This window comes from Prosthecobacter sp. (assembly GCF_049294395.1).
Taxonomy (GTDB): Bacteria; Verrucomicrobiota; Verrucomicrobiia; order Verrucomicrobiales; family Verrucomicrobiaceae; genus Prosthecobacter.
In genome coordinates, this window is sequence record NZ_JBAQCR010000212.1 from 1 (window position 1) to 20,148 (window position 20,148).

Here is a 20,148-nt window from a genome sequence, read left to right on the forward strand (position 1 = left end):
AAACGCCAGCCAACTGCAGGACCGGCTCATGGAAGCCCTGCGCTCCATGATCGACCAGCCCTCCGTTCTTCAGTCCCAATGCCGTCCAAAGATGAGTTTATGACAGGCTTTCTAAGAACCGGTCTAGATCACGCGCGGCGCATCGTAGTTGGGCGAGCGCCCAGGATCAGCGACCCGGGCCACGATGGCGCAAGATTGCAATGGGAACGCAATGGCCGGGTTCGCTGCATTGCATGGTCAGGCGTTATTGTCGAGTGATGAAGTGCCATATCCGCTTCCAAAACGGTTCGCGTGCTATTCGCACTTTGTCGGGGTTCTCAAGCACCCACAGAAAGCGGCGCATCTGCTCTGGGTCACGTTCCTTGGTTGGTTCTTGCGTGTATGTGGCTCCCAGAGTCGCGCAGAAAGAATGGATAACAGTCTCGGGAAGCCGCCCCGAAACTCGGAGTTGTCCGTCGAAGGCGTCATGGTATGTGAAAACTAGCGCCGAGTCGTGGTAAGCCTTGATGTGGTCGAAAAGCTCTGGGGTGGCGCGCTCGCCTGCTAACTCGCACAATCCGTCGATAACTGTCGGCGAAAAGGAGACGTGAAAAATGTCGGGCACTGGACTGATACAATCGCGCACAACAGGAACCGTGTCGGTGGCTGCGTGACGTTCATAGAAACCGGCAACGTATGGTGCGATGGCTGTGCCTTCGAAATACAAAACGCCACCAGCAGGAAGCAGAGTGGTCAACGCGCGAAAGAACGGAACTGGCTCGCGGACTGACTCGATAACCCACTGAGTCGGCGAGTCGATGTCAATTCCTGCTCCCTCGCCACGTAGCATACCGCGCAGACCGTCCATCAACTGTTCGCGTTCGCTGGCTGGCATATTAGAGGCGCGTTCGATAACGCCTAACAGAAGAATCGGCAACAAAATCGTTGGGCATTGTTCGGCTCTTCTGCGGGAACTGGAGATCGCGGCACCATCGACGTTAAGAAGCGGGATCGAACCCGAACACTCGTAGCTCTTGAGGGCAGCGGCAGGCCTTCGCGATGCGCGCGGCCCACGCGACGGCTTCATCGCGAGAGGGTAGTTCGAGGACCAGTAAGCCGCCATTGAGCGGAGGTGCCCACGAGTATCCGCCTGCGGAGAACGTGCCATCGGCCGAGACGAGGACTGGCGGGACCGATTCGTCGATACCGCCGCCGAAGACATAGACGCCGGCGGTTTTTGCTTCGTCGATAACCGCGTGTGAGTCGCGACAAATCGCCTCCAGTTCGCCATCGGGTATGACCATCGCCGCGCTTGGGAATGAGATGAGGTATTTGGCCATAGAACTCTTTCTTTAGGAATGGAAGACCTTCGGACGTGAAGTTCTTTGCGGAACAGGAGGATGAGGCGACGGTGAGCGGGAAGCGTCGATGATACGACAGATGCCATGCGAGCCGTTGCCTGCATCCATTTTGTTCGCCCTTGTTCCCGAGGTGGTCGTGATCATGGCTTCTGAGTTGGGGGGGCGGACGCCGGCTCAACCGTGAGCCAAAGAAAACACCGAAAGGTCTCCGTCTGGTCCTTCTTGTGCAACTCCAGCTTCTCAAATGAGGGACGAACGATCTTCATTCGGTGCTTTCCAAGCGCTTGATTCAGCACTGTCGCCGTCGGCGTGGCCATGACGGCCTGCGAAAAGCATGTGTGGAGAGCGGTCATCTTGGGGTTATGCATGTTTCCCGCTGAGAGCCGTGCAGCCTTCAGCTTTTCTGGTGCGATGCGCTCCATCTACTCGAAGACCTCTCTCTGGAAGGTCGCATCCTCAACCAACCGGTGAATGGTGAGCATCTGAAGTGAACTCAGATGACCAGCATTCGAAAGGGTTTCGATGGAGTCTGCAATGGACTTGGTGTCTTGATCAGCATCCGACTGGTAAATCATCACATACCTGTCCCCGACAACGCCTTTGAGCTTTGGGACAACGTTAGTCTCCCATCCCGCAGAGGCGAGTCGGCCACAAACTACCATTGCAAACAGAGCCGTGCCAAAAGTGTTCATGGCGAGGGGTGCTATTGGTTGGGCGAACGCTTCGGATCAGGCGATGGCGAGAGGGAAGCGTCGATGTCACGACAGATGTCATGCGAGCCGTTGCCTGCATCCGTTTTGTTAGGCGACGTTGAACTTGCGAGATGCGTTGCAAAGCAACTCATAAACCTTCGGACCGTCGTCCCTCTTTCGGTCTTTTGCTCGATCGAGTGCGCAGAGCTGCATCCAGCCGCGAACGGTGGGATCAGCACCTGCGGCCAGGAGCGCCTGGGCCACGGCAAGCGAACAGTTGCCAGCGATGTCTCCGAGGGGCGTATTGCCAAAGCGTGGTTCGTCGTGTGCGTTGACGTCTGCGCCAGCTTCGAGAAGCAATCGAATGATATGCAAGTGCCCCTCCCTGGCAGCATAATGAAGGGGCGTGAAGGAAAGGTCATCGAATGCGTTCGGATCGTGACCCGCTGCAAGGAATGCTTTAACAGCCGAAATGTCGCCACGCTCGGCTGCCCAGTGGAGATCATCGCAGGAGTTTTCCATTCGAGTGCATGAAGTGGCCTAACAGGAGGATCAGCAACAAAATTGTCAGGCTTGTCCCAACGCCTTTATGGCTGACGGTTTCGTTGTTCTATTGCGCAAAGCTAGCAAAAGTATCGATCAGCCCGCAAGACCTTTGTTTTTCTGCACCCTTTCGTCTGATAACGTGATCGAGAGCGCTATGCCGGCATGGAGGAGCAGCTGCGCAGGGCCATGGTCTCGTGGACGGATGCGCGGCGGAGCTCATTGCAGACGCTGCTGGTGGCCGTGGAGTGTGGCGAGGTGATGGGTTTGCTTTCCGGAGGGGTGGCCTGGGTACCAGGGTAGCCTCGCCGAGGCTCGGCAACCCTTCGCTATGTTACGTGACCCCGTTGGGGTCGGAGGGCGGCGGAGTGAAGAGACAGAAGATGGCGGCAGCCTGCGAAGGAGGTCGTGGGAGACTGGAGGGTGGGCTGAAGAAGAAGGACGGGCTTCAGCCCGCGAAAGCGGTGTCGGCGATGAAGGCTTGCGCCTTGCATCTTTGCCACCGCAGTCCAAGCGGAGGGACACAGAGTTTTGCGAGGAATCTTTTCTTCCGGGGTGTGCTGTCCGTGAACGCTGGGTGGCTGAAAGCTTCTCGCATACCTCTGGCATGCGAACTTGAATGCTGAGATCAGCATCGGCTGGTCCGGTGGTTCTCGCTCGGCAAGCCTCGCTTCACCACCGGCTCATTTCTTTGCTCCTTCCAGGAGCGAAAGCAGTGGTGGTGTTAAGTGAGGTTGAGACTTTTCGATGGTCTGGGGGAATTGGAGAGCGCTGATCGACAGACAGGAGTGTCTGTCGTAGTTTGGGGGTCAGTTTTTTGCGATGGGCTTGGGTTTGAGGAAGAGGACTTCGGCGCGTTCGATCCAGCCTTTGCGGAGGTCCATGCGGAACCAGCCGTCGGTGTTCTTTTTGTTGATGCGGCAGCCGCTGCGGGGGCCGAATTCCTTGAGGTCGTACTGGGCCCAGGTTTTGCCCATGTCGGGGGACCAGATGATACCACACTTATAAGTGGAGGCGGGGGCGCAGTGGGTGGCGAGGAAGACGCCGTCCTGCACGAGCATGTTGGCGGATTCGAACATGGGATTGAAGAGGAGGGTGTGCTTGGAGGTGTCGGTGATGTCCGAGGGGGCGCAGGTGAAGATTCCGCGGTCGTGGCGGTTGGCGATGGCAGGGCCGTTGGCGTCGGCGATCCAGTAGAGTTTGTCGCCGATGAAGTTGATGCCGCCGCATTTGTAGCGGGAGTTTGAGTTGACGGAGATGAGGACTTTCCAGTCCCAGGTGTCGGCGGCGGCATTGTAGGTACCGCGCAGCCAGTGGCATTCGTTGCCGTGGCCGCGGTCGATGTCGCCAGAGCAGGCGTAGAAGGCGTTTTCGGCGGGATTGTAGGTGACGTTGTGAACGTGTCGGGCGATGATGGTGTTATTCGGATCGCCAAGCAGAGGGGCGGTGGGTGGTGCGTCTTTTTGCTGGAACTTGGGGTTCTGGCCGAAGGAGTAGGCGAGCTTCACGGTCTGGCCGCTGTCGGTGGAGTAGTAGATGTTCACGGGGACGGGGCCGCCGAGGACGTTGCAGTAATTTCCCCAGACGAGCATTTCTTTGCCGTTCACATCGAAGCAGTGTTCGCCATCGAGGGAGTGGAAGTACCAGCCGGGCTGATCGGGTTTGACGGGGGTGTGAGGGAGATAGTCGGTGCCGTCGGGTTTTTTGACGATGATCTCGCGATGGGTTTTGAGGTTGTCGGTGCTGAGGAAGAGGTGCTCGCGTGTGGCGAAGAGGATGCTGCCGTTTTTGAGGATGGTGCTGAAGGTGATGTTTTCGGCTTCAGGGAATTCGGCGGTGTGGGGCCAGGTGGTGCCGTTGTCTTCGGAGAGCATGATGCGGGTGCCTTTGAAGGCGAAGGCTTTGTTGTCCCGCTGGGTGTCGATGTAAGGGGCCTCGGGGGAGGGCATGCGGTAGAGGAAGTGCTCGGTCTCGCCGGTGATGGCGGGGGTGGATTCAGCGTGGAGAGGGTGGAGTGCCGGGAGGAGGAGGGTGAGCGCGGCGGCGGTGGTGAGGAAGGTGCGGCGGGTGTGCATGGCGGGAGTGGTGAGGTGTGTGTGTCGCAGAGCCTGGGAGTGGAGGTGGAGGCGTGGGTGGTTGTGAGGGAAGAGTACGTGGGGGCGGTGGGCTTTCTTCGCGCTGCGCTGCGTGAGGATTATCTGAGGCATTGCATCCTGCTGCAGGCTGAGGAGATGAGTGGCCTTTGGGTTTGGCGGTTCGTAAAACGCAGTTCCGGCGTGGCGAGCTCAAGGACGTTCGGTTTGCCGCAGAGGGGCAAAGAGGCAGAGGGAGCAGAGGTGCCAGAGTTGGTAATTCATTCTCTAAGCGGAGTCTCTTTGGAGTGCTGATGCGTGAAGAAGAGGCGCAAAAGTGAAGCGGGTTGGTGGTCAGTGAATCAGTGGGGCAAAGCCAGAGCCGATTAAAAATCGGCGCTCCCAGTACAGACTTTCCGGAGGCTCAAGAGCCAGCAACCCGTGTTCCCCGCTCTTAACTGAGCGTCATTCCTGCCCGGCTGACTCGCACCATCTTGTTCTGCGTTTTCGACAGAGATCGTGGGAGTCGATTCAGTGTGTTCATGAGATGATATGCGGAGCTGCGAGGTCAGGCGGGGGCGGCGAATTCATCATCATCATCGTCGTCGAAGACGTAGCAGGCTTTTGAATTTTCCTGGCCGCGGAGGCGGGTGTCGCCGTGGCGCATGGTGAGTTCCTGGACGCGGACTTTGCAGAGGGTGGCGAGGATGGTGGCGAGAGTTTTTGAGTGGGAGATGATGAGGATCTGGGAGCGCTCGGAGGCTTTTAGGATGAGCTCTGCGAGGGCGGGGAAAACGGATTCGTTGAGGCTGGTTTCGGGTTCGTTGAGGACGAGGAGGGGTGGTGGGCGGGGACTGCAGAGGACGGCGGCGAGGCAGATGAACTGGAGGGTGCCGTCTGAGAGTTCGTGACCGGCGAGGGTGCGGGGGAGATCGTGGGCCTGCCAGGCGAGACGGAACCAGTCGCCGCACTCTATGTGCAAACGAGAGCCGGGGAAGGCCTGCTGCAGGGCGGTGTGAAAGGCGGTGGCTTCGTTGGATTCGTTGATGGTCTGGATGACGGCGGGGAGATTGGAGGCGTCTTCTGCCAGGACGGGAGACCAGCAGCCGCGCACGGGGCGGCGTGCGGGGGCATCCGGATCTGTGCGCATGGAGTGATAGAAGCGCCAGCGTTCGAGGCTGAGGCGTGCATCGAGAAGGAGGGGGTAGTTTTGCAGATCGCGAATGAGCGCGAGCATGGACTCTGAGGAGCCGACGGGCTCGGTGAGGGTATGCATGACGCCTTTGGCATCGGCGAGACGGACCTGGCAGCTGGTGCGTTTGGCGAGGAGCTTTTTGCCGTAACGCAGGGCCTCTAGCTTGATGTCGGGGTCGAGTTTGAAGGCGGAGCGGCTGAGGGGCATGAGGCCGCATTCGAACTCGTAGCCGAAGGTTTCGGAGAGGACTTCGGCGGAGAAGGTGGTGAGGCGGGCGTGCTCATTGTTGCCGGCCCAGAGGAGGCTGCGCATGCCGCCTTCGGCTGCGACGGCTTCGGCGAAGCCGCCACGGGCGAGTGCGGAGAGGAGGCTTAGGGCGCGATAGACGTTGGTCTTGCCGACGCCATTGGCACCGCGAATGACGGTGACGCGGCCGAGGCGCAGACGGAGATCGCGCAGGGAGCGGTAGCCGGAGAGGCGGACGGAGTGGAGCATGAAGGGGACATCCAAGCGGGGGTGGGTGGGGATGTCCAGCGCGGCGGCTTGTGGACGAGGCGGAGTTCTGGGTGACTCGTCCGGAACCTGCTAAAGCAGGTACTACAATACGTATGGTGTGGTCTGCGACAGCGAATGGGGCGTACCATGCGCTGAGGGCTGATGGAGGGGAGGACTGAGGGCTGGCGCGGAAAGGAGGCTGAAGGATCTGTGGAGGTTTTTAGCGTGGGCGAGGGCTCAGAAAACCGCAGCACTCGGAGAGTGCGGACCAGTTCACACTGGGATTCATTTTGCCCTATGGGAGCGTCACGCCTTGGAAGCCAGTCATGCGCTTGATTCAGCCGAATTTTTGCCGTGACTTGATGCCTGCTCCAGAGTCGGGCGGTTTGGCGGGGGAGGCTTTAGGTGCTGGTGTCAACGCAGCGCGCGAAACACACCCAACCTGCGACCAGAGCTGCACGGCTGTTCGAGAAACATTCGTTCTCGAACAGCCATTAGAAGCGATGGGTGGGATTTCGCCGAGGTGGCGGGTGAATCACATGCGGCAGATGAGGAGCTCGCGTTCGTAGATGAGCTCTTTGGGGAGATGGGTCTTGAGATCGATGAAGAGTTCTTCGTGGGAGAGGATCTCGGTGCGCCAGGCATCGCGGTCGAAGCGCTGGAGTTCTTCGAATTTTTCTTTGGGGAAGTCGAGACCTTTCCAGTCGATGTCGGCGTAGCTGGGCACCCAGCCGATGGGGGTTTCCTTGGACTTGCCGTGGCCGTTGGCGCGATCGACGATCCATTTGAGGACGCGCATGTTTTCGCTGAAGCCGGGCCAGAGGAATTTTCCTTCTGCGTCTTTGCGGAACCAGTTCACGTGGAAGATGCGCGGGGTCTCGCTGAGGGTGCGCTGCATGGAGATCCAGTGGCGGAAGTAGTCGCCCATGTTGTAGCCGCAGAAGGGGAGCATGGCCATGGGATCGCGGCGGACTTTGCCGATGGTGCCAGCGGCGGCGGCGGTCATTTCGCTGCCCATGGTGGCGCCGGTGTAAACACCGCCGCTCCAATTGAAGGCCTGATAGACGAGGGGCATGGTGGTGGCGCGGCGGCCGCCGAAGATGATGGCGCTGATGGGGACGCCCTCGGGTTTTTCCCAATCGGGATCAATGGTGGGGCACTGTGAGGCGGGCGCGGTGAAGCGTGAATTGGCGTGTGCGGCCTTGGTGCCTTTTTCTTTGGCGATGTCTGGCGTCCAGAGATTGCCCTGCCAGTCGGTGCATTGAGCGGGGGGGGTATCGGTCATGCCTTCCCACCAGACGCCGCCATCGGGTGTGAGGGCGACGTTGGTGAAGATGGTGTTCTTGCGCAGCGAGGCCATGGCGTTGGGATTGGTCTTGTCGCTGGTGCCGGGAGCGACGCCGAAGAAGCCTGCCTCAGGATTGATGGCGTGAAGACGGCCATCCGCGCCGGGTTTGATCCAGGCGATGTCGTCACCCACGGTCCAGACCTTCCAGCCTTTTTGAGCGAAGTGCTGGGGAGGGATGAGCATGGCGAAATTGGTCTTGCCGCAGGCGCTGGGGAAGGCGGCGGCGACGTAGGTCTTTTTGCCTTTGGGATCTTCGACGCCGAGGATGAGCATGTGCTCGGCCATCCAGCCTTCATCGCGGGCCATAGCGGAGGCGATGCGGAGGGCGAAGCATTTTTTGCCGAGGAGGGCATTGCCGCCGTAGCCGGAGCCGTAGCTCCAGATTTCACGAGATTCAGGGAAGTGGACGATGTACTTCTCCTTGTTGCAGGGCCAAGGGACGTCCTTCTGTCCTTTCTTGAGCGGCATGCCCACGGTGTGCATGCAGGGGACGACGCGCTTCTTTGACTGATCGATCTTCTCGAAGACCTTTTTGCCGATGCGGGCCATGATGCGCATGTTCACCACGACGTAGGGGGAATCGGTGAGCTGCACGCCGATTTGTGACATGGGGGAATCGATGGGGCCCATGCTGTAAGCGAGGACGTACATGGTGCGGCCGCGCATGCAGCCATTGAAAAGCTTGCGCAGTTTTTCCTTCATTTCGAAGGGGTTCATCCAGTTGTTGGTGGGGCCGGCGCCGTCTTTGGAATTGCTGCAGATGAAGGTGCGCTCCTCGACGCGGGCGACATCGCTGGGGTCCGACTTGGCATAGAAGCAGCCGGGCCACGTTTTCTGATTCAATCGTGTGAAGGTACCGGCATCGACCATTTCATTGCACAGGCGGTCGTATTCGGTCTTGGAGCCGTCGACCCAGTAAATGCGGTCGGGCTTGCAGAGAGCGGCCATTTTACCGACCCAGCGCTGAAGATGGATGTTTTTACTGAGGGGTTTCGAGGAGGGAATCGGGGTCATGGGGTGGGGGTTTTGTGGATAGCAACAACATGCCGAAAGCATGCCAAGTGTCACGGTGGTTCATGCCGCCAATCTTGGCGAAGCCAGCGCAGCACTCAGCCCCCACGGAGCCCCTGCTGGATGTTTCCCGGCTTGCTCTCATCCTGCGCAGACACAGGAGCGCCCCCCAAGCGGCAGAGGCAAAGACCGCAGGGGATGGAATGTCTTTGTGACCTGAGGTGATTTACTTCAGCTGTGCTTCAATCGACTTCGCCACCTGCTGGCCCATGAGTTCGTAGCCTTTAGCGTTGAAGTGGACGTCCTGGGGATTGGCGATGCCGGCGAGCTGTGGAGCGAGGAAGGAGTAAAGATCATCGATGGCGATGCCGTGCTTTTTCATGACGCGGAGAGCTATCTCGTTTTTCTCGGCGATCTGGGCGACGATTTCGGGGCCGTCCTTGGTGTCCGGCGGAACGGGGGTGGTGGTGGCGAAGATGATCTTTGCGCCGGTTTGCTGCATGCGGGCGATGAGGGTTTCGAGGCGCTGCTCGTAGTCTGCGGCGGGCGTTTTGCGATCGTGGATGCCGAAGTTGAAGTGGATGACGTCCCATTTGCCGTCGCCGAGCCAGATGTCGATTTTCTTCACGCCGTTTGCGGTGGGTCCGCAGTTTTCGGGAGCGCGATGCACGTTGGCCTTGCCGGCCATGGCCTTGCGCACATCCTGGGTGTAGCCGCGTGAGATGGAGTCGCCGATGAGGAGGACGCGGGGGAGCTTGGGATCATCCTGCACGAAGTCCCAGGCATTGGAGCGACCGGCGATCTTGTCCTTCTTGTGCAGCGGGAGGTAGAAGCCATTGCCGAGGTTTTGCTCGAGCACGGTTTCCCATGCCTGCTGATCGGGCGGGAGCGTGGCTTTCAGGGCCTGATATTTTTCATCCACCGCCTTGTCTTCGGCGGCTTTTTTGGCTGCGGCTTCGGCGGCATTGGTGGGTTCGTTCTGGGTTTTGACCTGGGCGTGGGAGAAGGTGGCGAGGGCGAGGAGGAAGAGGAGGGTGTGTTTCATGCTCATTTCTTTGGCAGGTTTTCGGCGATCACGGAAGCGACTTTTTCGGCGAGGTAGTGATAGCCTGAGGGAGAGTAGTGGACGTTGGCGGGGAGTTGCACGTCCTTGAGCTTGGCGGTGGCGTGGGCGCAGAGATCGTCGGTGGGGATGCCTGCGGCGGTCATGACGCGGGCGGCGGCTTCGTTGTATTTCTTTTCATCGCCTTCGACGCGGCCATCGGAACCGGCGGGCACGGGGGTGGTGTTGCACCAGATGAGCTTGGCGCCGGTGGCCTGCATGATCTTCACGAGTTCGGCGAGGTTCTTTTCATAATCGGCGAGTGGCACCTGGAGATGGGAGCCGGGGGCTTTGGGGTCGGCGCGCTTGGAGGGATCTTCGGCGATGTATTTGAGATCGTGCAGGCCCCAGTTGAAGTGGATGACGTCCCACTTGGAGTCGCCGAGCCAGGCCTTGATGTTTTTGAGGCCGTTCGTGGTTGGGCCGCCGTTGGTGGGGATGCGATGGACGTTGGCCTTGCCTTTGAGGATTTCGCGCACGTCGAGGGTGTAGCCCATGGAGATGGAGTCGCCGATGAGCAGGACACGAGGGAGGCCGGCGACGTCTTCGACTTTGGCGAGTGAGGGATGCGGGGCGCGTTTTTTGGGCGCTTGCTTGGGGGCATCTGCGGCGAGGGCCGTGCTGGCGAGGAGAGCGAGGAGCAGAATGGATTTCATGTGGCGGATTTAAACGCTGGGCTGGTGGTGGAATATCAGGTTGTTGGAGCGATTTCGGATACTCTTTGAGGAGCGGAGATTTGTGTCACCACTACGTGGTTCTACCGACTGATAATGCCGGTTTGTCGGCAGACCGTGGGCTGGCATCCACGGCTACGGTTATGTCAGTGCTACGCGCTTGCGGGGGTTATTCGGGAGGCGTGACTCTGGGGACGTTCGTCCGGAGCCGCCTGAAGGCGGGACTACAAAACGTGAGATGGGTTTGCGATGTTGTGGAGCAAAGAGGAGGAAGGGCTTTCGGGAACTTGGTTTTGGCAATGGCCGTGAAAAAGATGCTGGCAAGTCCGTGCTCACGACGTTTGATGTCGCCAGTCTTCCCCACCAACCCCTATGCGCACGCTGCTTTCCTTTCTCGCCATCGCTACATTCGCCACTGCCGCCGAGCCGGTCTTTCTGACGCTGGCTGATTTCACCGACACCAAGGATGCGGCGCCTTCGGGTGGTTGGACGACGGAGGGTGACAACACGATTCATCTCGTCGGCAAAGGCGGTGGAAACCTCATTTCGAAGAATGAATATTCGAACTTCGAGCTGGAATGGGAGTGGAAGGTGAACCCGAAAGGCAACAACGGGATCAAGTACTGGGTGACCAAGATCGGCGGCAAGGAATGGCTGGGGATTGAGTACCAGATGATCGATGACAGCGGGCATCCGGATGGACTCAAGGGTGGATCACATACGACAGCTTCGATTTATGACATCAAGGAACCCGTGGCAGGCAAGGCGGTGAAGCCGGCGGGCGAATGGAACACGAGCAAGATCGTGGTGCAGGACGGGAAGATTCAGCATTGGCTGAATGGCGCGCTGGCCTGTGAGGCGGATACGACGACGCCGGAGTGGAAGGAGCGCGTGGCGAAGAGCAAGTTTAAGAGCAAGGAGGGCTTTGCGCCGGGCAAGGGCAAGATCATGCTGACGGAGCACGGGGATGAGACGTGGTTTCGGAACATCAAGCTGACGGCGAAGTAGGTCTGGATGCTGGATGGCTGGATTCTAGATGCTGGATGAAATTCTGAGGTGGAGTGGAGCTTTGTGAAGAAGCGGAGCGGCGCACAGAAGATTGTTTTCGCTCGCTTCGGGGGTGCGAACCCTTTTGCTGACGCATTCGAGGTGTCCAACGAGGAGCCTCACTTTGGGAATAATCAGCTATTTAGACCGGCCCAAAACAAGGCGAGTAAGCGGAGCAGGTGGTGTGGCGGAGTGCTGCGGACTGAAGTCCGCGCTCCGGCAGAGTTTTGCGCCTTCGGCTATTTTTCTTCGGCGCGTGCGATTTCCCAGGCTTGATCGTTGTCGGTGGGTAATTCGGCGAGGTCCTTTTCGAACAACTGGGTGAGCTCGACGCGGCGCTCACGCACGATGCTGGCGTAGGCGTCTTCGTCTTCATGCACGGGTATGAGGAGATGAAAGGTCTCGTCATCGTAACGCCGCCAGCGGCGGGCGGCACGCTCGGTGGCGTAGGCGGGCTGGCCCAGAGCACGCAGGGCGCGCACGGCGAGTTCCTGGGCGCTGCCCATCTGCTCGTGCACGGTGTCTTCGGCGGTCAGACCGAGGTTGATGAGTTCAACGCGGTGATCGTAATCGTGGGCACGAGCGAGGATGCGGAGCTTTGGGAATCTTTCGCGTACATCTGCGATGAGCTGTGCAACTTTGGCCTGATCTGCGAGGGCGATGATGAGCATGCATGCCTGCTCAATGCCGGCGGCGTGAAGGAGATCGAGGCGGGTGGCGTCGCCGTAGAAGACCTTGAAGCCGAATTTGCGCAGCATGTCCACGTGATCGGGGTCGCTCTCCAGGACGGTGACTTTGACGCCCTGGGACATCATGATGCGGCCGACGAAATTGCCGAAGCGGCCGAAGCCGGCGAGGATCACGGGGGCGTGTTCGTCGATGCGATCGGGTGAGCGGGTTTCTTTGCTCACGGCGGTGTAGCGGGGCGCGATCAAGCGATCGTAAATGATGAAGAGGAGCGGGGCGATGGCCATGGAGAGGGCGACCACGGCCACGAGGAGCTTGGAGGTTTCGGCATCGAGGATCTCCTGCTGGATGGCCATGGAGAGGAGTGCGAATGCGAATTCACCGCCTTGTGCGAGGGCGAGTGAGAGAAGCCAGCGGTGGCTGCCGCGAATCTTGAGCAGGGTGGCAATGACAAACATGACCGCGGCTTTCAGAGCGATCAATGCAACCACCAGCGCGGCGATCAGCAGCGGCTTTCCGGCGATGACGCTGAAGTCGAGCGAGGCACCGACGGCGAGAAAGAAGAGGCCGAGGAGGAGGCCTTTGAAGGGCTCAAGGTTGCTCTCCAGTTCATGGCGATAATGACTGCCAGCGAGGACGACGCCTGCGACGAAGGCACCTAGCGCAGGGGAGAGGCCGACCTGCGTCATCAGCAGGGCGACACCGACGATGAGGAGGAGCGCTGCGGCGGTGAGGAGTTCGCGCAGGCCGGTCTTTGCCAAAATGTTAAAGCCGCGTGGGACGATGAAACGGCCGCCGATGACAATGACCGCAACGGCACCCAGAGTGATGAGAGGCTGGACCCAGTGGGGGAGCTCCTGCAACCAGCCATGGTGCTCCACCTTGGCCACGCTGGCGGCGAGCAAAGGAAACACCGCGAGCATGGGGATGACGGAGATGTCCTGGAAGAGGAGGACGGCGAAGGAATCAGCGCCGCCATCGGTGCGCATGAGGGCTTTTTCCTGCAGAGTCTGAATGACGATGGCGGTGGAGGAGAGGGCCAGAATCATGCCGGTGGCGATGGCGGGCTTGGTCCCCAGGCCGCAGGCGATCGCAATGCCCATGACGGCCAGTGCGGTGAACACCACCTGCATGCCGCCGAGGCCGAAAATGGGACCGCGCATGCGCCAGAGCCGCGCGGGCTCCAGTTCAAGGCCGATCATGAAGAGCATGATGACGACGCCGAATTCTGCGAAGTGCATGGCCTCTTCCCCCTGTGCACCACCGACCCAACCGAGAACGAAAGGGCCGATCAAAGCGCCGCCGATGAGGTAGCCAAGCACGCTGCCAAGACCGAGGCGATGCGCGATGGGCACCAGCAGGACGGCGGCACCCAGGTAGATGAAAGCGGAGATGAAAAAGTGAGATGCGTGCATGAGCTATGCAGGAATGAGGTCGTTGATCTTTTCCGCCGAGGCCGCCAGTTCCAGAGGCAGTGTTTCATCCCGCAGGGCTGCGAGGAGGCGTGCGTAGCTCTGTGCCAGGGGCCGGATGCTTGCGGCGTCCGCCAGTTGATTGGCACTGTAAACGATGTGCGGGGCCAGATAGCGCATGCCGCAAAGGAAGGCGGTCTGATCAAAGGGCGCGAGGAGCTGGCGGATGGTGAAGCGATTGCGCCCCTGCGAGCAGTAAACTTCTTCGGAACCGCCGGCGCTGATGGCCTGCAGCATGAGCTTGCCCTGCAAAGCGGCGCCCCCTTCCCCGTAGGCCCAGCCGTAGGTGAGCACGAGATCGAGATATTCCTTCACCAGCGAGGGGGCGCTGTACCAGTAAAAGGGGTGCTGAAAGACGATGACGTCGTGCTGCTGGAGCAGCTTTTGCTCCTCCTCCACATCGATCAAGAAATCGGGATAGATCTCGTAGAGATCGCGGAAGGTCACGCCTTTCACCTCACGCGCAGCGGCTGCCAGCCTGCGATTGATGCGTGACTTATGAGGGGCGGGATGAGCGTAGAGAACGAGAACCGAAGCCATGATGAATGCGCGGCAGCATGGCCGCTGAGAATGGCGCGGCAATCGTTTTCAGGGAACAGTGAGCTCAATGCACAATTTATCCTCAACGCGGCCTTTGAATTTCCACACGCCGTCGATGCGAAGGGCGTCGTCCAGTTCGATGCGGAGTTTGGTGCCGTCTGAGGCGAGGAGATGGATGTCCACTTCGTCAAAGGCGGCCTCGGGGTCGGCGGCATCGTCATCGGGATCGACTTCGAGCTCGACGAATTTGAGGGCGGAGATGTCGCCAAAGTGTTTGGTGATGAGGGCGCGGATTTCGTCGATGCGCTGCTTGTTGCGGAGCATGTCTTTCTCGCGGCGTTTCAGTTCCTTCTCGCGTTCCTTGTCCACATTGATCTCGGTGGGAGAGGTGCCGGAGGCGGCGAGGGCCTCGTCTGCCTTGAGTTTTGCCATGACTTCGGGTGAGTGCCAGCAGGTGGCGAGAGCCGCGTCGTCTTTTGACTTGATGGTGTTTACCAGGGTCTCCGCGAGGGCCTTGAGTTCCGGGGGCGATGGAGTTTTGGGATCCTCGGCATGGAGAACCGGAACGAGACAGGAGGCGACGATGAAGCAGAGGAGGAGTCTCATGACGGAGCGAGGTAGAGCAGCATGGCCGGAATTCAACTCACGGAAGTGACACGGAGGGGGGATGGCGATTCGAGAGAGATGATGAAACACCTCAAGAGTTTAGCAGGCCGCAGAGATGAGTTTTGAACCTGGAACTGCTCGTTTTTTTCGAGGGCAGAGGGAGTTTGGGTACGCTGCTTTTTGGCAAGGGAATGGAGAGCAAAGGAATGGGGATTTCAGCGAGGCATTTCGGCGAATGTGGGGCGCGGGGGTGATGCGGAGTGAAAGGATCGAGGACGAGTTCGAGTAGGAGGACGAGGACGATGCAGCCGAGACGGAGCGGAAGAGTGACGCGGCGGGCTTTGTGCTGCCATCTTGATGGGTTAGCGGGCGCGAGCGAGCCAGACGCCGAGGACGGCGACGGCCATGCCGATGAGGGAGAGGCCGGTGAGGGTCTCGCCGAAGATGGCCCAGGCCATGAGGGCGGTGACGGCTGGGACGGTGTAAAAGAGGCTGGCGACGTTTACTGCGGTGCCGCTGCGGATGAGGTGATTGAGGAGGCTGATGGCGCCGATGGAGAGGACCAGCGCGACCCACAGGAGTGCGAAGACGAACTGGCCGCTCCACTGGATCTGCATGGTCTCGGTGGTGAAGGCGAGCACGGCGGTGATGAGAAGACTGGCGGCGTATTGCACGACGGTGCTGGTGCGGAGATCGAAGGCGGGGCAGTGGCGCTTCTGCCACATGGTGCCGACGGTGATGCCGACCAACGCGGCAATGGCGGGCAGTGTCATGAGGAAGGTGAGGCCGCTGCCGGTTTTGTGCGCGACGACAAGTGCGGTACCGATGAAGCCGAGTGCGAGACCTGACCATTGGCGAGGTAGAACGCGCTCGCCCAAGGCAACACCAGCAAAGGCGGCGGTGAAGAGGGGCTGAAGGGAGACGATCAAACTCAGGATGCCTGCCGGAAGGCCGAGGCGGAGCGACCAGACGCAGCCGCTGAGATAGAGGGCGTGGATCATGAGGCCGGCGAAGGCGACGTGGGCGAGCTGTGATTTTCCTTTGGGCCAGGGTGCGCGAGTGAGGAGGGCGATGGGGATCAGGATCGCGAGCACGATGCAGTAGCGGAGGGTCAGAAAGGTGAAGGGCTCGGCATAGGGGACGCCGAGCTTGGAGCCGATGAAGCCGCTGCTCCAGAGGAGGACGAAGAGCCATGGGATGATGGCGGTCCAGCGGGATGTGCGAGGTGTGTATGACACTCGGTTAGCGAAGTTGAGCGTGAGGCTTGGATCTGAGGCGTTGTCCGAGCGCGGCTTCCGTGCGGCGAGGCTCATTGCAGACGCTGCTGGTGTGCATGGGGTGCGGAGGAGCGCTGGGTTTGCTTCCCGATGACTGGCTTATGTACCAGGGTAGCCTCGCTGAGGCTCGGCAACCCTTCGCTATGATACGCAGCCCCTTTGGGGCTGAGTACTGAGGAGCGGAGTGGCGAAAGGTATCATTCAGCCGAGGCAACCCCTTTGAGGCTGAGGTACTGCGGAGCAGAGTGGCGAAAGATATCATTCAGCCAAGGAGATGCAGGGTGCGGGACATGAAAAACAGGCAGGTGAAACACTCAAGAACATCACACCTTAACCAAGTGCCATTCATGTCTGGTGTTTTATTCGTCAAGCTGTTGAATTCTAGCCAGGTGGCGGCCCCCTTCGAAGGGGGTGGTGAGGAAGATGTCCACGATCTGGAGGGCGGTGGGGAGGTCCATCATGCGTTCGCCGAGAGAGAGGACGTTGGCGTCGTTGTGGAGACGGGTGAGGCGGGCGGATTCGAGATTCCAGCAGAGGCCGCAGCGGATGCCGCGCACGCGATTGGCGGTGATGGCTTCGCCATTGCCGGAGCCGCCGAGGACGATGCCGCGCTCAAACCGGCCCGCAGCGACGGCTTCAGCGACGGGGCGAATGAAGCGGGGGTAATCGACGGGAGCTTCGGAATGGGTGCCGAAGTCTTCGACTTCATGACCGGCCTCCTGCAGGTGCTGGAGGATGGCCTGCTTGTAGAGGTAGCCGGCGTGATCGGAGCCGATGGCGATTTTCATGGTGGGGTGAAACTCGCGCAACAGGCAGGTGCTCACAAGTGTTGATGCGACAGAGTGACATGCGGAGTGGCTGAATCGTCGGACGTTACGCTGACGCGAGGCGGGGCGTTTGGGGGGACGCTGCTGGTGAGGTTTGGGTGCGGCGAGGTGCTGGGTTTGCTTCCAGGCGGGTGGTGGAGACCCAAGGTTGCCTCGCTGAGGCTCGGCGAACCCTGGGCTTAATTACGGAAGGTCTTTGGCCTTCAAGACCTTATTTGCAGTGAGGCTTGGAGTGAAGGAGAAGCTGATATGGAAGGCTGTTGATCGTTTAAAAATGGAGTCCGCAGGACCTGAAGATCGCTGGGGTACATATGGCAAACAGGGACGCGACGCAGCTTTTCCGGCTGGACGCTGGGCTGGGAATGAAGGGAGTCCTTTACCCGGCGAAAGCGGTAGCTGCGATGCAGGCTTGCGCCGTGCATCTCCGCGACCGCACTCCAAAAACGCTGTCGTGCTACTCTTTCATCCATCATGCAAAACACACGATGTGTCCTCTTAGCCTTATGTCAGCCTCAATTGAAGCGGTCGCGGATGACGACTTCGTCGTAGGAGAGCTGTCCGCCTTTGGGCCATGGGGGCTGGGTGCCTTTGCCGACGGCGATCATGAAGGAGATGACGTGGTCTTCGGGGAGATTGATGATTTTGCCGACGGCATCGAAGTCGAAGCCGTCCATGGGGGAGGTGTCGTAGCCCATGGCTTTGGCGGCGAGCATGATGGTCATGCCAGCGAGACCGCAGGAGCGCATGCATTCGTCGCGCTGAACCTGGTCGCGGCCGGAATAGTACTGACCGATGGCGGGGACGAGGAAGTCCTGCACGGGCTGGGCTGCGTTTTTCCAGTACCGGCCGGGTTCTTTTTTCCATGCGTCTTTGTCAGCGCACATGACGATGAGGAGTGAGGCATCCGTGACCTGAGCCTGATCCCAGGCGGCAGCGCGGATTTGTTTCCGGACTTCGGGATCAAGCACGGTGACGAAGCGCCAGTTTTGGATGTTGAAGGCGGTGGGGGACTGCATGGCGGCTTCGAGAAGCTGATGGATTTCAGCTTCGGTCATGCGGTGGGCGGGATCGTAGTGCTTGATGGCGCGGCGGGAGGCGATGGCTTCGAGGGTGTTCATGGGGAGTGGGGAGAAGTTGAGATGTTGGGGGGCTGCGGGGCGCGGTGGAACGCTGCTGGTGGGCGTGGGGTGTGACGGGGTGCTGGGTTTGCTTTCCGGAATTGATGGCGGGTTGCCAGGGCAGCCTCGCTGAGGCTCGGCAACCCTTCGCTATGATGCGAAGCCCCTTTGGGGCTTGAGGGAGGTCGGAGTGGTGTTTGAGAGGAGATTAAGGATTGCGGGTGGCGTGGAGTTTGATGTGGAGGTGGACGTGATCGTTGACGACGTGTTTGCCGAGGAAGGCGAAGAGTCTGCCGGAGCCGTAGTGGCTGCCGAACTGGGTGCGGTCTAGCTCGAACTGTGCCTGACCGGTGAGATTGTCAGCGTCTGCGGCGGCGATGACGGCGGGGAAGCTGAGCGGCTTTGTGACGCCGCGCAGGGTCATGGTGCCGTGCAGGGTGTAGTTTGGTGTGCCGGGGGTGCAGGATGGGAGAGGGGCTGCGTGATCGCAGATGAACTCGGCGGTGGGAAAGCGGTCGACGGCGAAGAAGTCGTCATCGCGCAGGTGGCGGATGAGCATGGCATTGTAGGCTGTGTCGACGAGGTCTTCACAGGCGATGCTGTTCATGTCGAGGGTGAAGCGTGCGGTTTGGAGGATGCCGTTTTGTACTTCGATGTGGCCGCTGGCGAGCTTGAGGGTGCCATGGTGATGATTGAAGAGACTCCGCCCCGTCCAACGGACGACGCTGGTTGCGGTGTCGAGATTGTATTGGCCGTTGGGAGTTGCGGTGCCGGACTCGGAGTGGGTTCCTTCGAGTGGGAGATTGTTTTGTTTCCACTCGGCGATGCCTCCGGTGAAGGCAGCCACGTTGGTGTAGCCGGACTTGGTGAGTTTTTCGGCGGCGGTGGTGGCGTCCAAGGAGTCGCCGCCTGCGCCGTAAACGATCAGTGGCGCGTTTTTGTCGGGGATGAGTTCGGCCACCTTGGAGGGGAAGATGGTTTCATAGACGCAGGCATTGATGGCGCCTGGCAGGTGAGCGCAGGCGAAGTGCTCCTCCGGCAGGACGTGGATGAGGGTGGCGGTGTTTTTCTGCGCCTGGAGTTCGGTGATGGAGAGGGTTTTCATGGCTGTGGATTTTCTGCCAAGAGTGCGTCGAGATCGAGATGTTCGGTGGTCATGGTGAGCTCGCCTTTGGAGTCGCGCGGCCACAGTGAGGGATCGCGATCGACGTAGAGCTCGATGCCATTGCCATCGGGATCGTGGAGGTAGAGGGCTTCGCTGACGCCGTGGTCGGAGGCGCCGTCGAGGTGGATTTTGTTTTTGATGAGGCGGCGCAGGGCGTCGGCCAGAGAGGCGCGGTCAGGGTAGAGAATGGCGACGTGATAGAGGCCGGTGGTGCCGCGAGGCGGGGCTTTGCCGCCGCGGCTTTCCCAGGTGTTGAGGCCGATGTGATGATGGTAACCGCCGGCCGAGACGAAGGCGGCCTGGGTACCGTAGCGCTGGGTGAGCTCGAAACCGAGGACGCCGCAGTAGAAGGCGAGGGCGCGCTCCAGGTCCGCCACCTTGAGATGGACGTGGCCGATGCGGACGGCGGGATGGATGGGCGTGCTCATGAGGCTGACGGTGGTTTACGATTGTTGACGGTGGTTGACCGTTGTTTTCCAGAGGGGATCGAAGAAGCGGGCCGGACACATTGATGAATCCGGCCCGCGTGGGGGTGCGTTATTTCGCCGAGAAAAGGGTGCTGAGGTAGTCTTTGCGACCGGAGAGGGCGACGAGGGAGAGGACTCCGAGGACTACTGGCATTTCATAACCACCTTTGACGAGGAAGAAGTGGTAGAGGGCGATGTTTACCACGACAGGGCCGAGGAGAGTGAGGGCGAGGTTGGTGAAGCGGCCGCTGAGGAGCAGGAGGCCGCCGGTGACTTCCAAGACCTTCACCACGGTGAGGTAGCCGCTGCCGTAGATGGCGAACATGAAGTTGGCGGCAGGGCCTTCTGGTGGGGGAGGAATCGGGATGAAGTGGAGCCACATGTTGGCACCGAAGACGGTGAAGATGAGGCCAAGGAGGAGGCGAGCGATGGTGGGGATGTGTTTCATATATATGGGGAGGTTGACGGTT

At 60.0% G+C, this 20,148-nt stretch carries 19 protein-coding genes; 1 reads left to right on the forward strand and 18 read right to left on the reverse strand.

Translation table 11 applies throughout. The features are described 5' to 3' along the window. Positions 1–244: 244 nt before the first annotated feature. From WAW39_RS14160 to WAW39_RS14200, 9 genes are all read right to left on the reverse strand, one after another. Positions 245–874, reverse strand: coding sequence for a hypothetical protein (locus tag WAW39_RS14160; protein WP_422319852.1), 630 nt, complete (start codon positions 872–874; stop codon positions 245–247). A 103-nt stretch (positions 875–977) separates the two neighbouring features. After that, positions 978–1,319, reverse strand: coding sequence for a YciI family protein (locus WAW39_RS14165; protein WP_422319853.1), 342 nt, complete (start codon positions 1,317–1,319; stop codon positions 978–980). A 443-nt stretch (positions 1,320–1,762) separates the two neighbouring features. Beyond that, positions 1,763–2,032, reverse strand: a complete 270-nt coding sequence (locus WAW39_RS14170) for a hypothetical protein (RefSeq protein WP_422319854.1) — start codon at positions 2,030–2,032, stop codon at positions 1,763–1,765. Positions 2,033–2,140: 108 nt separating this feature from the next. Continuing rightward, a complete protein-coding gene (locus tag WAW39_RS14175) occupies positions 2,141–2,554 on the reverse strand; it encodes an ankyrin repeat domain-containing protein (protein WP_422319855.1) in 414 nt (137 codons plus the stop codon). Positions 2,555–3,384: 830 nt separating this feature from the next. Beyond that, the gene (locus tag WAW39_RS14180) at positions 3,385–4,650 is read right to left on the reverse strand and encodes a hypothetical protein (RefSeq protein ID WP_422319856.1); all 1,266 of its coding nucleotides are present in this window, start codon (positions 4,648–4,650) and stop codon (positions 3,385–3,387) included. Positions 4,651–5,215: 565 nt separating this feature from the next. After that, positions 5,216–6,337 carry an AAA family ATPase gene (locus WAW39_RS14185; RefSeq protein ID WP_422319857.1) on the reverse strand — a complete coding sequence of 374 codons (1,122 nt, stop codon included), beginning with the start codon at positions 6,335–6,337 and terminating at the stop codon, positions 5,216–5,218. Between the two features lie 535 nt (positions 6,338–6,872). Further along, positions 6,873–8,699, reverse strand: a complete 1,827-nt coding sequence (locus WAW39_RS14190) for a phosphoenolpyruvate carboxykinase (GTP) (protein ID WP_422319858.1) — start codon at positions 8,697–8,699, stop codon at positions 6,873–6,875. Positions 8,700–8,922: 223 nt separating this feature from the next. Continuing rightward, positions 8,923–9,741, reverse strand: a complete 819-nt coding sequence (locus WAW39_RS14195; RefSeq protein ID WP_422319859.1) for an SGNH/GDSL hydrolase family protein — start codon at positions 9,739–9,741, stop codon at positions 8,923–8,925. Between the two features lie 2 nt (positions 9,742–9,743). Beyond that, positions 9,744–10,454 carry an SGNH/GDSL hydrolase family protein gene (locus WAW39_RS14200; protein WP_422319860.1) on the reverse strand — a complete coding sequence of 237 codons (711 nt, stop codon included), beginning with the start codon at positions 10,452–10,454 and terminating at the stop codon, positions 9,744–9,746. Positions 10,455–10,844: 390 nt separating this feature from the next. Here WAW39_RS14200 and WAW39_RS14205 point away from each other — a divergent pair, with 390 nt between their 5' ends. Continuing rightward, the gene (locus WAW39_RS14205) at positions 10,845–11,480 is read left to right on the forward strand and encodes a 3-keto-disaccharide hydrolase (RefSeq protein WP_422319861.1); all 636 of its coding nucleotides are present in this window, start codon (positions 10,845–10,847) and stop codon (positions 11,478–11,480) included. Between the two features lie 278 nt (positions 11,481–11,758). On the opposite strand, the gene WAW39_RS14210 is transcribed toward WAW39_RS14205, so the two are convergent. The 9 genes from WAW39_RS14210 to WAW39_RS14250 form a co-directional block, all read right to left on the reverse strand. Continuing rightward, positions 11,759–13,621 (reverse strand): monovalent cation:proton antiporter-2 (CPA2) family protein, encoded by a 1,863-nt coding sequence (locus WAW39_RS14210; protein ID WP_422319862.1) that lies wholly within the window; start codon positions 13,619–13,621, stop codon positions 11,759–11,761. Positions 13,622–13,624: 3 nt separating this feature from the next. Further along, complete coding sequence (locus WAW39_RS14215) at positions 13,625–14,218, reverse strand: NAD(P)H-dependent oxidoreductase (protein WP_422319863.1); 594 nt, start codon at positions 14,216–14,218, stop codon at positions 13,625–13,627. Positions 14,219–14,266: 48 nt separating this feature from the next. Continuing rightward, on the reverse strand, positions 14,267–14,824 hold the full coding sequence (locus WAW39_RS14220) for a hypothetical protein (protein ID WP_422319864.1): 558 nt from the start codon (positions 14,822–14,824) through the stop codon (positions 14,267–14,269). 362 nt (positions 14,825–15,186) lie between these two features. Further along, complete coding sequence (locus WAW39_RS14225; RefSeq protein WP_422319865.1) at positions 15,187–16,062, reverse strand: DMT family transporter; 876 nt, start codon at positions 16,060–16,062, stop codon at positions 15,187–15,189. Between the two features lie 398 nt (positions 16,063–16,460). Then, entirely contained in the window at positions 16,461–16,889 is a 429-nt protein-coding gene (gene rpiB / locus WAW39_RS14230) for a ribose 5-phosphate isomerase B (protein WP_422319866.1), read from the reverse strand. Positions 16,890–17,440: 551 nt separating this feature from the next. Then, the gene (locus WAW39_RS14235) at positions 17,441–18,046 is read right to left on the reverse strand and encodes a nitroreductase family protein (protein ID WP_422319867.1); all 606 of its coding nucleotides are present in this window, start codon (positions 18,044–18,046) and stop codon (positions 17,441–17,443) included. Positions 18,047–18,254: 208 nt separating this feature from the next. Continuing rightward, positions 18,255–19,151, reverse strand: a complete 897-nt coding sequence (locus WAW39_RS14240; RefSeq protein WP_422319868.1) for a YceI family protein — start codon at positions 19,149–19,151, stop codon at positions 18,255–18,257. Then, positions 19,148–19,639 carry a VOC family protein gene (locus WAW39_RS14245; protein WP_422319869.1) on the reverse strand — a complete coding sequence of 164 codons (492 nt, stop codon included), beginning with the start codon at positions 19,637–19,639 and terminating at the stop codon, positions 19,148–19,150. The genes WAW39_RS14240 and WAW39_RS14245 overlap by 4 nt, the downstream gene beginning before the upstream one ends. Before the next feature lie 109 nt (positions 19,640–19,748). Further along, positions 19,749–20,126, reverse strand: a complete 378-nt coding sequence (locus tag WAW39_RS14250; protein ID WP_397379945.1) for a hypothetical protein — start codon at positions 20,124–20,126, stop codon at positions 19,749–19,751. Between the last annotated feature and the right edge of the window lie 22 nt (positions 20,127–20,148).